Source organism: Clostridium sp. 1001283B150210_160208_E6 (assembly GCF_015669365.1).
Lineage (GTDB): Bacteria > Bacillota > Clostridia > Clostridiales > Clostridiaceae > Clostridium > Clostridium paraputrificum.
The window spans coordinates 1-14,857 of the sequence record NZ_JADPAA010000007.1; the positions used below are offsets into that span (position 1 = coordinate 1).

The 14,857-nt window shown below is 30.0% G+C and carries 13 protein-coding genes; 1 reads left to right on the top strand and 12 read right to left on the bottom strand.

Annotated elements, in window-relative coordinates:
* Positions 1-96: 96 nt before the first annotated feature.
* The 12 genes from folK to I4V16_RS09070 all read right to left on the bottom strand — a co-directional run bounded on the left by folK (position 97) and on the right by I4V16_RS09070 (position 10,570).
* Positions 97-921, bottom strand: a complete 825-nt coding sequence (gene folK / locus I4V16_RS09015; RefSeq protein WP_099313916.1) for a 2-amino-4-hydroxy-6-hydroxymethyldihydropteridine diphosphokinase — start codon at positions 919-921, stop codon at positions 97-99.
* A gap of 10 nt (positions 922-931) precedes the next feature.
* Positions 932-1,741 (bottom strand): dihydropteroate synthase, encoded by an 810-nt coding sequence (folP, locus tag I4V16_RS09020; RefSeq protein ID WP_195631911.1) that lies wholly within the window; start codon positions 1,739-1,741, stop codon positions 932-934.
* A gap of 18 nt (positions 1,742-1,759) precedes the next feature.
* Positions 1,760-2,233, bottom strand: a complete 474-nt coding sequence (locus I4V16_RS09025) for an HD domain-containing protein (RefSeq protein WP_195619399.1) — start codon at positions 2,231-2,233, stop codon at positions 1,760-1,762.
* Positions 2,234-2,247: 14 nt separating this feature from the next.
* On the bottom strand, positions 2,248-2,805 hold the full coding sequence (folE, locus tag I4V16_RS09030; protein WP_111938036.1) for a GTP cyclohydrolase I FolE: 558 nt from the start codon (positions 2,803-2,805) through the stop codon (positions 2,248-2,250).
* A complete protein-coding gene (locus I4V16_RS09035) occupies positions 2,795-3,541 on the bottom strand; it encodes an aminotransferase class IV (RefSeq protein WP_111938035.1) in 747 nt (248 codons plus the stop codon). Before I4V16_RS09035 ends, folE begins: the two co-directional genes overlap by 11 nt.
* On the bottom strand, positions 3,541-4,884 hold the full coding sequence (pabB, locus tag I4V16_RS09040; protein WP_347707999.1) for an aminodeoxychorismate synthase component I: 1,344 nt from the start codon (positions 4,882-4,884) through the stop codon (positions 3,541-3,543). Before pabB ends, I4V16_RS09035 begins: the two co-directional genes overlap by 1 nt.
* Entirely contained in the window at positions 4,874-5,464 is a 591-nt protein-coding gene (locus I4V16_RS09045; RefSeq protein ID WP_195966644.1) for an aminodeoxychorismate/anthranilate synthase component II, read from the bottom strand. Before I4V16_RS09045 ends, pabB begins: the two co-directional genes overlap by 11 nt.
* A gap of 643 nt (positions 5,465-6,107) precedes the next feature.
* Entirely contained in the window at positions 6,108-6,425 is a 318-nt protein-coding gene (locus I4V16_RS09050; protein ID WP_347707997.1) for a DUF202 domain-containing protein, read from the bottom strand.
* On the bottom strand, positions 6,397-7,242 hold the full coding sequence (locus I4V16_RS09055) for a MurR/RpiR family transcriptional regulator (protein ID WP_195966645.1): 846 nt from the start codon (positions 7,240-7,242) through the stop codon (positions 6,397-6,399). Before I4V16_RS09055 ends, I4V16_RS09050 begins: the two co-directional genes overlap by 29 nt.
* A 102-nt stretch (positions 7,243-7,344) precedes the next feature.
* Positions 7,345-8,238 carry an N-acetylmuramic acid 6-phosphate etherase gene (gene murQ, locus I4V16_RS09060; RefSeq protein ID WP_195966646.1) on the bottom strand — a complete coding sequence of 298 codons (894 nt, stop codon included), beginning with the start codon at positions 8,236-8,238 and terminating at the stop codon, positions 7,345-7,347.
* Between the two features lie 13 nt (positions 8,239-8,251).
* Complete coding sequence (locus I4V16_RS09065; RefSeq protein WP_195966647.1) at positions 8,252-9,280, bottom strand: MupG family TIM beta-alpha barrel fold protein; 1,029 nt, start codon at positions 9,278-9,280, stop codon at positions 8,252-8,254.
* A gap of 12 nt (positions 9,281-9,292) precedes the next feature.
* Positions 9,293-10,570, bottom strand: a complete 1,278-nt coding sequence (locus I4V16_RS09070) for a PTS transporter subunit EIIC (protein ID WP_195966648.1) — start codon at positions 10,568-10,570, stop codon at positions 9,293-9,295.
* Between the two features lie 191 nt (positions 10,571-10,761).
* On the opposite strand from I4V16_RS09070, the gene I4V16_RS09075 reads away from it, so the two are divergent.
* Positions 10,762-14,292, top strand: a complete 3,531-nt coding sequence (locus I4V16_RS09075; protein WP_195966649.1) for a hypothetical protein — start codon at positions 10,762-10,764, stop codon at positions 14,290-14,292.
* Positions 14,293-14,857: the final 565 nt, after the last annotated feature.

Below are 14,857 nucleotides of genomic sequence, written 5' to 3' on the forward strand. Positions count from 1 at the left end.
TAAGCTATACGGTTGGCACTATCAGCCCCCGTTACGGACTTTCACCGATTAGTGTACGCCCATGCTGGGCGCACTTAAAAAAGAAAACTGCCTATTTTAGCAGTTTTCTTTTTCTATATCTTCTAATAATCTAAATACTCTCTTTTTAAGAAGTGGATGCACTTTATTACCACATATTTCACTAAGAGGTTTTAATACAAATTCTCTTTCTTCCATTCTTGGATGTGGAACTGTAACCAAATCATCATCTAATACTAAATCATCATAGAAAATAATATCTAAATCTATGATTCTTGGCCCCCACTTAACTATTCTTTCTCTTTTCATTTCCTTTTCAATCTCTAATAGAGTTTTCATAAGTTCTTGTGGAGAAAGAATTGTCTTAAGCTTTAAAGCAGCATTTACAAATTCCTCTTGATCTAAGTATCCCCAAGGCTCTGTTACTAAGAAAGAAGATACCTTTTCAACCTCTATTTCCTTATAAGAATTTATTAATTCTATTGCTCTATTTAAGTTTTCTTCCTTATTTCCAATATTGCTTCCTATTGAAAGATATGCTTCATGCCATCCTCTTTCAATTTGTACTGCTGCATAATCTAAATGTCTTCCTATTGGTGCCCAAGGTTTTTTTAAAGTTACCTTAACATCTTTAACTAGTGGATAATTATACAAAGTAAACTCCGCTACCTTTTGTGCTGCTGTTTCTATAAGATCATAAGATTCCTTCATAAATTCTTTTTCTATACCATGGCAAAGTTCACCATAGTGAACTGACTTAGTTAAATCCCCAGTTCTTCCTGCTTCTTCTAGACTCAAAGTTAATTCTAAATCTAAAACAAACTTTTGTCCTAAAGTCTTTTCTTCTTTAAAAACCCCATGATTAGCAAATATCTCAACATTTTTTAAATATATCTTATCCATTCTATTCCACCTATTTCGCTTTAAGTATTGCATCAGTCATAACGCAAGCCCTTTTATTTTCTAGAACATCATGAACTCTTACAAATTCACAACCTTTCATTATTCCAATTACAGTAGTTGCAACTGTTCCCTCTACTCTTTCTGTAACAGGTAAATTTAAAGTTAATCCAATCATAGACTTTCTTGATGTTCCAAGTAGTACTGGTAACCCTAAATTCTTTATCTTTTCTAAATTATTCATAACAATTAGATTTTCTTCATAAGTCTTAGCAAATCCTATTCCTGGATCTAATATTATGTTCTCTCTCTTTACACCTGCTTCAAGTGCAATATCTATACTTTCAGCTAAATCCATAACTATATCATTCATTAAATTAGTATAGGGTTTATCTTCCCTGTTATGCATTAAGATACATGGAACATTGTACTTTGCAGCAACCTTTGCCATGTCCTTATCTTTCTTAAATCCCCATACATCATTTATAATATCTGCCCCTGCCTTTATTGCTTCTTCAGCAGTTCTAGCCTTATATGTATCTATAGAAATTGTAATATCAAACTTTTCCTTAATAGCCTTAATTATTGGCACAACTCTATTTATTTCTTCTTCAACCCCTACTGGTGCAAAGTTAGGTCTTGTAGATTCTCCACCTATATCTATTATGTCAGCTCCATCTCTAATAAGTTCTTCTGCATGCTTTACTGCAAGTTCAGCCTCATTAAATTTTCCTCCATCTGAAAATGAATCAGGTGTAACATTTAAAATTCCCATTACATAAGTTCTTTCACCTAAGTTAAATTCCTTATTTCCTATTTTCATTTTTCATCATACCTTTCCCTAATACTTAATTTTAAAGTTCTTTTTCTCTTTACTCCAATAACAATCTTTTTCAGCTTTACATGAAAAACAATTTCTAGATAGCTTGTCACTTTCATAGATAATTCTAGATAGTTCATCACCACTATCTTTTCTATGATTCTCTATTCCTTTTAGGATTTCATCCTTCTCCTCTTTTGTAAAGTTAGTTTCCTTTAAAATATCTTTAGCTATTATAACACTACCTTCATGATGTGGGATTTCTTCTTTATACTCTAAAACTCTTCCAATGTCATGTAATAATCCAATTGCATAAATAACCTCTTTAGAATACTTAAGCCCCTCTTCTAACACTCTTATATACGCAATTCTTGAAACATCCAAAAAGTGCTCTATAGTATGATTACAAAATACTCTTTCCTTCTCTAGCTCACTAAGTTCCTCTAAAAAAATCCTGTAATCTTTATTATTTAATATCTCATTAACCTTATCCAAAGTCTTTAAATCTCCTATCTTTGAATTAAATCTAAAACTTCTCTTCTAAGATTATAGTTTTCCTCAAAGCATCCTCTATAAGTTGTTGTAAGGGTTCTAGTACCTGGCTTCTTAACCCCTCTCATAGTCATACACATATGCTCTGCCTCAATAACTACCATAACCCCTTCTGCATTTAAATACTTCATTAAAGCATCAGCTACTTCTGAAGTTAATTTTTCTTGAAGCTGAGGTTTTTTAGCATAAGTTTCTACTGTTCTTGCAAGCTTTGAAAGCCCGGCTACTCTGCCCTTTGGTATATACGCAATATGAGCCTTCCCATAGAAAGGAACTAAATGATGCTCACACATTGAATAAAATGTTATGTCTTTCTCTAAAACCAAATCATCTCTATCCACTTCAAAAGTCTTCTTTAAATGTTCCTCTGCTGTAGCATTTATTCCTGAAAATATCTCTTCATACATCCTAGCTATTCTATCTGGAGTTTCTATAAGACCTTCTCTATTAGGATCTTCTCCAATAGCTTCCAATATAAGTTTTACACTTTCTTTTATTTTTTCCTTATCTACCATTATGTATTAACCCTCCTAGTTTACTGCTTATCATATTTGTTAAATCCCCTTGTTCAAAAACTCTATCATTAATTCCTGTTACCTTCATTACTCCCATTAAACTGTTGGTAATAAAAACTTCATCACTATCATAAAGTTCATCTAAAGTAATACTCTTTTCTATTACATTAAAATTATTTATAATCCACTCTCTAATTATACCACCTAGAAGTCCATCTTCAATTTTAGGTGTCAAAAGAACACCATTCTTTATTAAAAATATATTAGCACAGCTTGTTTCTGTAACAAAACCTTTTTCGTTAAGAAATAAAGCATCATTATATCCATTTTTTATGGCTTCCTTTTTCTCAATTATGTTCTCTATATATCCGTTCCACTTTATCTTGGTCATTTTTGATGTAGAATTTCTTCTAACCTCTGAAATCCTTAAGGTCATCCCCCTATTATAATCATCACTTGTATAAGGATTCTCCCTTTCAGTAACAACAATATTTTTAGGAGTAACTAAAATCTTTAACACCTTATTTTTTATATTTATATTTTCTAAAAACTCAAGAAGCTCTTTCTTCTCTAAAGTTTCTAACTCTAAACTCTTCATACTTTCTTCAAGCCTATTTAGATGTTCTTTTAAAAACAAAGGCTTATCTAAACAAAGGATAGTCTCAAAAAGTCCTTGTCCAAAGAAAGTACCTTCATCCAATAGAATTTTGTCACTATTATAAACTATTTCTCTCATTATAACACCTTCATTAAGGCTTTTGCTTTGTCAATTGTTTCAAACCATTCATCCTCAGGATTTGAGTCCCAAGTGATTCCCCCTCCAACACCAAAGTAAGCCCTATTATCTTTTTTAATTATTGTCCTTATTACTATATTAAAATCGCAGTTCCCTCGGATATCAAAGTAACCAATAGAACCTGTATAAAGATTTCTCTTAAGACCTTCAAGCTCCTCTATAATTTCCATTGCTCTTATTTTAGGTGCTCCAGTAATTGATCCCCCTGGAAAACACTCCTTTATGCACTTAATAGAAGATGCCCCATCTTTTAATCTTCCTTCTACTGTTGAAACCAAATGAAATACAGTTGCATATTCCTCAATTTTAAATAGCTCTGTTACTTTAACAGAATGAGGAGTACACACCTTACTTAAATCGTTTCTTTCTAAATCTACTATCATTAAAAGCTCTGATTTATCCTTATCTGAATTTATAAGAGCCTCTTTATTCTCTTCATCTTCTTTAGGATTTTCACCCCTTGGTCTTGTTCCTTTTATTGGTCTTGTATGAACCTTTCCATCAACTACAGATAAGAATCTTTCTGGTGATGAACTTATCACTTGAAAATCTTCAAAGTTCATATATGCTGAAAAAGGAGCCTTATTAATACTTCTTAACTTTTCATATATTTCAAAAGAAGGAGAAGTGTTTTTACACCATATTCTTCTTGTCATATTAGCTATATAAACATCACCACTTCTAATATAATCTTTAAGCTTTCTTATAGCATCTTCATATTCTTCTTTTTCAAAATTTGAGTAAAAGATATTGTTACGCTCCTCAAACCTAACCTCTTCAAACTCTTTATATTCCTTTAGCTTTTCTAAAACTAAGTTAGTACTATTTTCTATATATCCAAGCTCTGTAATATATGTTTTCTTATTATGTAAATCAAATATAATTAAGTTTTCATATATATTAAAAATGCTATCAGGTATTAAAAAATCCTCCTTAGATGTATTAGGTAAATCCTCTAAAATTCTACCTATATCATAAGAAAAATACCCTATTGCCCCACCTATAAAAGGAAGATGACTTTCTCCCTTAAAATTGAACCTTTCCATTATCTCTTCTAAGGATGAAAATGGATCATTTGACTCTATCTTTTCATTATTTATGTAAACTGAATTTCCTTGTGACCTAAAATTCAAAATTGGGTTTATCCCTATAAACGAGAATTTAGATAATTCCTTATCCTCCTTAGAGCTATCTAAAAATATACTTCCCTTAAAATCCTTAAAAAGCCTATATGTATGAAATGGATCATAATATTTTTCTAATTCTTCTATCTTAAAGTTTATCATTCTTAAACCTCTTACACTCCTTTATAAAGTTATGTAACATCTTGTGACCATCCTCTGTTAGCTCTGCCTCAGGATGAAATTGCACTCCAAAAATAGGATAGCTTTTATGCTCTATTCCCATTATAACCCCATCTTCTGTTTCTGCTGTAACCTTAATTTCACAAGGGAGATTATCCTTTGATAGCACTAAGGAATGGTATCTTGTAACCCTTAGAGGATTTTTAACACCTTCAAATATTCCTTCATTATTATGAGTTATATAGCTAAGCTTTCCATGGACAGGCTCTTTGCCTTTAAATATTTCCCCACCAAAATAGTGTCCAATACATTGATGTCCTAAACATACACCTAATATAGGAAGCTTTCCTTTAAATTTATCTATTATATCTAAAGATAAACCTGCTTCTTTAGGATTTTTAGGTCCTGGAGATATAACTATTCCACTATATTTATTTAAATCTATGTTATTTATATTTATCTTATCATTTCTAACCACTTCTAACTCTTCTTCTAGCTCTTCAAAATATCTTACTAAGTTATACACAAAAGAGTCATAGTTATCTATCATTAGTAACATATTTTCCCCCCTAAACTGTGACTAAAATCATTTCTCATTATAACATAAATGAAAATAAAAAGTAGGAGCGGCAAATTCACTACTCCTACTTTTTGTTTTATAAATAATTTTACTTTCACTCTATGAAAGTTCTACTACCTAAATATAAAATTTAAAAGCAGAACTTTTGATCTGTTTTCCGCGACATCTGCATTATAACCTACAAATTAGAATTTATAGTTGCTATTTATTCAAAATTTCTTTAAATAAAATTCAGATTGTCTTGACACATCTAAGCTATATTCATAATCATAAAAACTAAAATAAGCTCTTTGGTTATTATGATTATTTATATATATTTTTTCTCAAAAGGAACTCCTACAACTTTATAGAATAACTCAAAAAATGTATTTATATCTACAATAATTTCACTTTCTAGAATTAATCTCTCTAAGTTGTACTCCGGTCCTTTTATAATCCCATTTTCTGTTTTAAATTTATTTACTAAATTTAATTATTCATCTAGTATGGCACCTATAATATTTATTCCAACAATATTCATTCTAAATAATATTTTATTGCTTACTCCTCCATCAAATAATAGGTCATATATAAATAAATTCATATACATTTGACCTTATATAAAAAACTATTTTTTGAAATTTTATTTTTCTTCAAAATTTAAATCCTTAGCTACTTTTTGATAATTTCTTTTACCCCTGATAAATAAATATACCGCAGAACCACATAATATGATTGCAGTAATAATTCCCTCTATTCCTTCTAAAAGTTTATATAAGGTTAAGGCCGCTACAATAAAGCTAACAACTGTCCTCATATATGATAGATATGTTCTTTCATTTGCGAGAATTGTTCTATCTATTGCTAAATGATCTCTTAATATCATTTCATCTTGATTATTTTTATAATTTTCATACTTCACTACCTTGCTTTTATCCTTTAAATTTTCCAATTTTATCACTTATATCCTTTAAATATTCTATAAAAGAATCCATATTCTCCTTAGCTACTGCATAATATAATATATCTGCTATTAACATTTGAGAAAATTTTGATTCAAGGGAACCTATTCTTACCTTTTTCTCTTTATTGGGTATATACAAACAATAATCTGCTAATTCCCCAAGTCTAGTCTTCCCTTCCTTAACTATAGCAACAATAGGTGTATTCTGCTTTTTAGACTCTTCAACAGCAAGTAAAACCTCCCTTGAATTACCGCTATAAGATATAGCAATTACAACATCATCTGGCTTTGTATATGCTGAAAACTCTATACTCATTGTTGGGTCTTGATTGTAATATGTTTTCTTATTTACCCTATTTAATTTATGATATAAATCATATGCACACAATCCTGATGAACCTATTGCATAAATATATATTCCATTAGACCTCTTCATTAGTTCTACTACTTTTTCTAATGTTTCAACCACTAATAATGAAACCGCTCTTTTCAAACCAACCTCAACATTTGTGTATATTTTATTTATTATGTCTACCATAGAATCATCTTTACTTAATATTGGATCTATTTCAGTACTCTCCTTATTTTCAAAAGAACTCTGTGCTATTTTTACTTTTAGAGTATCTAATCCATCTATATCTATCTTTTTACAAAATCTAACTACAGTAGCTGCTGAAGTTTTAGTTTCATCTCCAATTTCTTTTGCACTCATTTCTAAAACTTTTTTATGATTTTTTATTATAAAATCTGCAATTTTCATCTCACTTGAGGTTAATTTGTTATACTTAATTTTTATATTATCAAATAAATTCATATATCCTCCGATTATAATAATCTATTTCACTTAAATTAGCTTATAATGGAATTATACTATATAAAATCTAAAAGTGGGAACTTTAATATTTCCCACTTCTATCTATATTAAATTACATATATTAGGTTCTTCTTCTATTAATTTCTCACATTCCTCTAAGGATAATCCTTTTAATATCATTAATATAGCAAGTTTTACTTTTCCTTTACTTCTTTTTAAGTATTCTTCAGATATCTCGTCAGTTACATTTGTTACTTCTCTAATTATTTTCTTTCCTCTTTCAAAAAGTTTTTTGTTTTTAACACTAACATCAACCATATAGTTTTTATATACTTTCCCTATTCTAATCATAGTTCCAGTCGATATCATATTAACTACCATTTTTTGTGCTGTTCCTGCCTTCATTCTCGTTGAGCCTGTAATTGCTTCAGGTCCTACTATAATTTCAACCCCTATATCTACACCATTGGAAATTTCTGAATTTCTTGAACATGCTATTGAAGCTGTCTTACATCTTAACTTTCTAGCATAATCTAGCCCACCCAATACGTAAGGAGTCCTCCCTGATGCTGATAACCCAATTACAAAATCATTTTCCTGTAATTGTATTCCTTTTAAATCATTAGCACCCTGTTCAAAATTATCTTCTGCTCCTTCATTAGCACTTATTAATGCTGATGGTCCACCTGCTAATACAGATATAACGGTATTAGTATCTACTCCAAATGTAGGAACACATTCACAAGCATCACCAGCAGCTATTCTTCCTGAATTTCCTGCACCTAAATATATAATTCTGCCATTATTTTTTAGTGTAGCTTCTCCAATATCAATTATTTTAGCAATTGATTCTATTTCTTCCTCTACTGCTAAAGCTACCTTTTTATCCTCATTATTAATTAATCTTGCTATTTCTAATGAATTTTTTGAATGTATTTCTACTGTATTTGTATTTATTTTTTCTGTATCCAATAAATTTAAATCTACTTTACTCATTTAAAGTCCTTTCTTATTGAACAAATTTTATAATAGTATCCCTTGTAATATAGTTAAATATATCTATATACTCAGGATTAATGTGCCCAATAACATTTACTTTTCCATCAGATGGAAGATTTTTTTTACAGATATTAAGTTCTCCTTCATATCTTCCACTTAATTCATTATCAACAGTGATAGCTCCTGGATACCTTTTAACAGTATTTCTTTGCTTTATATCTGAAAGTTCTGCTCTACCATAAGCTAATCTTATAATATCATCTGTTATATCTCTTCTAATTGGAGTTACTATATTATAAAGTTTTTTAAATTCATCATAAAAACTTACTTCTAAATTAATAACACCAGTCTTATCATATTCAACCATTTTCTCAAGTGTTGAAATCTTAGCAGTATTATCCCCTATATATATATCATCTACATAACTTTCCTTTAACTCTATAGTAGCTACATATGGATTAACCCCTCTATGTTTTTCTAGGGTTGGGAGCCCTTCATAAACAGGCCCCCTTAACTTCTCATCACCTTGTACAAAAGCTGCTACTCTTACTCCATACTCTTTAAACTTTTTATTTAATGTTACTACATGCTCCTTGTTTAAACCTGTATAAAGCCTAGGATAAAAATTATGCATTACTGAAATTTTACTCATATCACATCCATATGCTTTTAACTCTTTTAAAAGTTTTGGTTTTATATCACTTGCATTTAAATATACATAGAATAACTCTGTTAAATATTTCATTTCTTCAAGAGTATCAAACCCACCATCTACTCTCACTGCATTGAATCCTTTGTCTTTAAGTTCCTTAATATCTTTGATTCCAATTTTATCAAATGTCCTTGGTGCTATATCAGGTATTAATGTGAGATTATTTTCTATACTAAAATTCAAAAACCTTTCAAACTTTTTATCAAAATCTGTATAATCTTCTTCAATTATTTGCACAGATGTAAAAACATGTGTAATTCCTAAATTTACTGCTTCCTTTAAATATTCTAAGTCTAAATCTTGTAAATATGTTGATACTCCTATCATTTTTCAGCCTCCCTATTTTGCATCTATCGGAAGTAGCTCACCATCCTCTCTACTTTGCTGTTTTTCTAATGCTTTAACGAATGGATAGAATATTGCAAACATAATTATCCAACATACTACTACCCATGCAAATGCTATAAAGTTTGCATTTGTTCCCAAAAAGGCCTTGATTGGCGCTGGCACTGTCCATGGAATAGCTAGATATGGTGTTGGTAAGAAACCTAAAGCTACTCCTCCGTATGATAGTATACCTATTACTACAAAAGCTAATATACTTGGAATCATTAAAATTGGATTTAATACTATTGGAACTCCAAAATTTAAAGGTTCTCCAATATTAAACAATGCAGCTGGTAATGCTAATAATCCAATAGCTCTTAAGTTCTTTGATTTAGTTGTCAATAAACATACTGCAAGAGGTGCAAGTCCTATCCAAACATATTGATCCATAAAAGTATATGAAGCAATATGCGGAAGAACTTCTCCTGCTTGTGCTGCAGCTAAGTTAGCAGCATCCATAGTTCTAAGTACTGGGTCAACAACTGAACCAACAACATTTCCTCCATGAATTCCAACAAACCATAGTGCACGATTAAAGAAGGTATTTATAAAGACTCCAAACACACTATCTCCAGCTGCAATTAATGGTTTAAAGGCATCTAATACTAAAGTCAATACGTCTATATTTAACACCCATCTGATTATCCACCAAAATAGTATTGCTACTGCTGATGGAATAAGTGCCATGAATGATTCCATAATTGCTGGTGGAACACCATCAGGCATCTTTATAACTAATTTCTTTTTTATAATAAATCTATAAATTTCAATTGTAATTAATGCTACTAGAATTGCTGCAAATACTGCTTTAGCACCTAACATACCAATATCTAAATAAGTAACTTTTTCTATCACTGGGTTTTCATATAACAACAAAAATGAAGCTATTGTTAAAATAACAGGTGGCATAGGATCTAATTTTTTCTCATTATCATCCCTATTGTTATAAAAGTCTATAGCATAGTATGCTGTTGCTGTTGCTACAAATAATGCTAATGCTTGTGTTCCTACGCCAGAAGCTCTCTTTAATATAGTTATCATATCTGCTCCTAAGAACTCTTTCCAAGCATCTATTGGAAATTCAGCTACTAATAAAAATAATGAACCTATTAATAATAATGACATTGTAGATAAAAATGTTTTTTGTAAAATTTTCAAATACTTATAATTTGCTATAGTTGTTAATGGCGGTACAAACTTCTCTTCAATAAATTTTGTAAACTTATCCATAAAATTCTCTCCTTTTATTTTTATTAGTTATTAAATGGTACCATAAATACATTTTTATTCTAGCACCTTTGAAATACAATTTCAATATAAACTTAACGAAAAAATATTATTGAAACCAAATTTCTAATATGTTATTATGATTACGTTAACATTTTATATTAAAAATAAATAAACATTAAAGGAGTGATAATATGACTAGAAAGAAAACTATGAAAATTATTTCTGTAATAATTGCAGGTTTAGTTTTCACTTCACTTATTCCAGTATCAGTAAATGCAGTTTCAATAACTTCCAAAAATCCAAACAGCGTTTCTAAATTACAAGGACCTGGCCCAGCAAAGCCATTAGATATCCAGGTTCTCGACAATTTTACCAAAGAAAATGGATGGACAATTTCTGGTGCAGATGTAAAATATACATCTAATGGAGCAGTATTTACGTTAACTTCTAATGTTGCAACAATTACTAAGAGATTTTCATATCCTACATGGGAATATTCCGATTTGTATGTAAAAGTTAACGAAGTATCTGAAGGTGCTACATGGGCTCTTGATGTAAAAGCTACTCATAGTAATTCAAAAACTATGAAAATTCAAAATGATAGTCCAAATGCAAATAGTAAATATGGGGAACATTTTATATATTCCTTAGAAGGACTTGCTGGTTCTGAAGCACAATCTGATTGGAATGATGAAAATCTAACTTCTAAAGAATTCGATATTTTATTTACACTAAAAGGTGAAGAAGGAAAAAATGTAACCCTTGGTGAACTAAGCAGAGTTAAGCCAAATTATGATATACCTATAGCATTACCATCTACTGTAAAGGGTCAATATGGCGGATTAAACTTTAATGGTGACCCAAACTTTGATGTTGAGACTATAAAAAATGACGATCCTGATAATTCAACAAGTCAATTATTAAATGAGCATATGTGGCTTTCTCTACCATATAGTAGATTGGTATTAAATCCAACATTTGAATTTGATAATGGTAAAATTACCGCTGTTGATCCTGATTTGGATTTGAAATTTGGTGCCTATTATGGAATTAAAGGTAATGCAAATAAAACAAACATTAACGGTAGTTATATAGTTGAAAGTAAATCAGGTTTTCAAAATTCTTCTTTAAACTCAATACTAACAGTTGACGGTGTTAGATTAGATAGCAAAACTATTACTTCTGCATGGTATCCTCATAAACTTGAGAGAGGTGGAAATTTCCCAGGAAAAGGAGATATAAGTTTATTTGATTTTATGATTGATACTAATACTATCGGTAGAATAATTGACTCTTCTGCTATTACAGGAGATAAATTTGAAATAACAGTGAAAGATAGTACAAAAGTTTCTTCTGATAAATATAATGCTAACAACTTAATCTGTTCATGGGATTCTAATAATAATGTAGTTATTAAGACTGATGCATTATATAATGATTGGAATCAAAATCTTTTCTATACTGCAATGAAAGTTGTTGCTTTAAATGAAGATGGATCAGTTAACGAAGATTTAACCAAGACAATTGAAACCCCAATATTTACGAATGGTGTTGGTAAATATTCTATACCATCCTCTATTAACAAAGTTGGATTAGTTATTGGCTATGCTAATAGAGAAGAAGGCGTTAATAAAGCAATTACAAGGGCTAATGATGCTATTAATAATAATATAGTTAATGGTTATAACAATACAAAAAAATATTGGAATGATACTTTAAAGAAAGCACCCGTACCTACTATATGGGGTGTTGAAGATAAAAATATAAAAGATTATGAAACTGTCACTCCTGAAAAGCACAGAATATTATACTACTCTGGTTGGGTTTATAACCTAATCAATATATTACCTACTACACCCGAAACTGGATATGCATTTACTCAACAAGCTCTTGGTAAAGCAAGTAGACAAGTTGGTGGTGCTTCCATGACACCTGCTAACAACTGTTGGGAAGGTGTATTACAAATTCAAAACATTATGTATTTAGATCCTTCTGCTTCTTGGAGCGCTATGGAAGGTTTTATGGCAATGGTTGATGCTAACGGTTACTTAGATGGTGAAGTATTACCTGTAAGAATGGCACAGACACTTTGGATGGTTCATTCTGTATCTCCTGATAAAGCTAGACTTCAAGCTATGTACCCTGCCTTAAAGAGACATTTAGAATATAAAATTTCAGATCCTAGATGGATTTATGGTAATGAAAAAACTGAAAATGAAATTGACCAAGAGTACATTACTTCGTGGCTTAATGATGTAACTTATATGATAGAAATCTGTAAAGAACTTGGTGGAGAATATTCAAATGATATAGCATATTGGGAGGTTGAATATGATAAGGCTTTGGCAAACTATGTTGATTGGTTTTTTGCAAACCCATTATCACATGAAGCTGTAGGCTCATTCCCCCAAGACGGTACTGCTCCAAAGGATTCGGAAGGTAAGATTCAATTAAGAAATGGTGCTGGATTACCTAAAGCAAACTATCAACGTGGTATATGGACAAGAATATTCCATAAAGATGGAGATGTAAATTACTTTAAAGATACCTGTACAAACAATAAGAACGAATATGATGATTCAGAATACGTTCACTCTAACAAAGGTGGTCATGTAATTACTCCAAATCCAGGTAGATATCCAAGAGAGTGGATACAAGTTATTTTAAGTGGACTTGTAGTTAATGATATTCCAGCTAAAGAAGCTCAACAATTAGAGCAATTATTCTTAGACATAAATAATCCAGCACTACCTCTTAGTGGTTTAGAAAACTTAAAATGGGCTCCTAATTCATTATTAATATATGGATTAATAAATAAAGGTTATTACTCTGAAGCTAAAAATCAACTTGATAGTTACTTAGTTAAATCTATTGATGTATGGGAATTCTGTGAAAACTATTTCTATAATCAATCTGGCCCTAAGGGTACTTCTCCAACTTCCTTTGGTGCAAGCCAAATTATCGAAGTAACTATGCTTAAGAATGGTGTAATCAATGATGGTAGTGGTGTAAAAGAAATTGCTAACTGGGATACAAACGGAAATGAAAGAATAAACCCCGAAGTTAATGCATTTATAGAAAGTGATTTAGACTTAAATACTGTAAATTCAATATTACCAACTGAAATAACTCAATTCTATAACAGAAAAGATGCTAATAATGTTGATTTTACTGTTAACAAGGTAACTACAGTTAAATGGGATCTAAATACTGTAACACCTATAACTGGAACAAATAATTTTACAATTTTAGGTACCACTGAAACTTATGATAAAATAAATGCAACTATAGTAACTAACGCTGATAAAACTTACTTGGAAGTATTAGTTAATGATGCTAAGGAATTATTAAAGAATTCAGAAGTAGGTAATAATCCTGGACAATACCCTGAAAGTGCTGTTAAATCATTAAAAGACTCAATAAGTGCAGCTGAAGCGGTATTAACTTCTGAAACTACTACAACTGAAGAAATTGGGCAAGCTATTTTAGCATTACAAAAAGCAATAGCTGAATTCAAAAATTCAATAATTCCAGATAATGAAGAAGATACTAGTGAACCATCCCCTCCAACAAATGATATTAACGATGGTTCAAACAATAATTCAGGAGATACAACTCCTTCAACTGGAGATAATTCTATTAAATATATTTTATTATTTAGTTCATTAGGAGTTGCTGCTCTCTTATTGCTAATAAAATCCAAAAATATAGCTAACAACTAATAAATTTTATTAATTATCCTCAATAGACTTTACTAGTTAACGAATTATCAAGCTAAGTGAAACACTTAGCTTGACAATTCGTCTTATATATATTTTACATTCAGCATATTGCTTATTTTATATAGACATCCTAATTTTTTAATTTACTTTTTAAGTGTACCTATTAGAATTAACTCTAAATCAACAACTTTATTATATTAAATCTATTTAAAGAGATACTTAAATACTATGCTTCTATCCATAAAAACAACCTTATCAAACTTTAGTAAAAATCTCACTTATTTATGATACACTTCACTATGATTAATTCTAAATTTCTTATATTCAAATATACTTAACTTTCATTAATTATAATTTTCACTTCCTACTGAATATCTTTATAAACTAATCACTAACTTCTCAATTTTGTAATCATCATTCCATTTGCCATAATTTCTCATTTACCACTTACTGATAATCACATCATAAATTCCCCTCAGTTGGCTTTTTTTCTATATATTTATATATTGTTATATTTATAAAAATATATAAATATTTATTTTTGCACATATCTATAAATGAATTA

Excerpts from the sequence above, each read along its gene's own strand:
- I4V16_RS09045 (WP_195966644.1), bottom strand. The coding sequence starts at position 5,464 with ATGTTACTAATGATAGATAACTATGACTCTTTTGTGTATAACTTAGTA.
- I4V16_RS09065 (WP_195966647.1), bottom strand. The coding sequence starts at position 9,280 with ATGATAGGAGTATCAACATATTTACAAGATTTAGACTTAGAATATTTA.
- I4V16_RS09035 (WP_111938035.1), bottom strand. The coding sequence starts at position 3,541 with ATGAGAGAAATAGTTTATAATAGTGACAAAATTCTATTGGATGAAGGT.
- folE (WP_111938036.1), bottom strand. The coding sequence starts at position 2,805 with ATGGTAGATAAGGAAAAAATAAAAGAAAGTGTAAAACTTATATTGGAA.
- murQ (WP_195966646.1), bottom strand. The coding sequence starts at position 8,238 with ATGAGTAAAGTAGATTTAAATTTATTGGATACAGAAAAAATAAATACA.
- folK (WP_099313916.1), bottom strand. The coding sequence starts at position 921 with ATGGATAAGATATATTTAAAAAATGTTGAGATATTTGCTAATCATGGG.
- I4V16_RS09055 (WP_195966645.1), bottom strand. The coding sequence starts at position 7,242 with ATGAATTTATTTGATAATATAAAAATTAAGTATAACAAATTAACCTCA.
- folP (WP_195631911.1), bottom strand. The coding sequence starts at position 1,741 with ATGAAAATAGGAAATAAGGAATTTAACTTAGGTGAAAGAACTTATGTA.
- I4V16_RS09075 (WP_195966649.1), top strand. The coding sequence starts at position 10,762 with ATGACTAGAAAGAAAACTATGAAAATTATTTCTGTAATAATTGCAGGT.
- I4V16_RS09070 (WP_195966648.1), bottom strand. The coding sequence starts at position 10,570 with ATGGATAAGTTTACAAAATTTATTGAAGAGAAGTTTGTACCGCCATTA.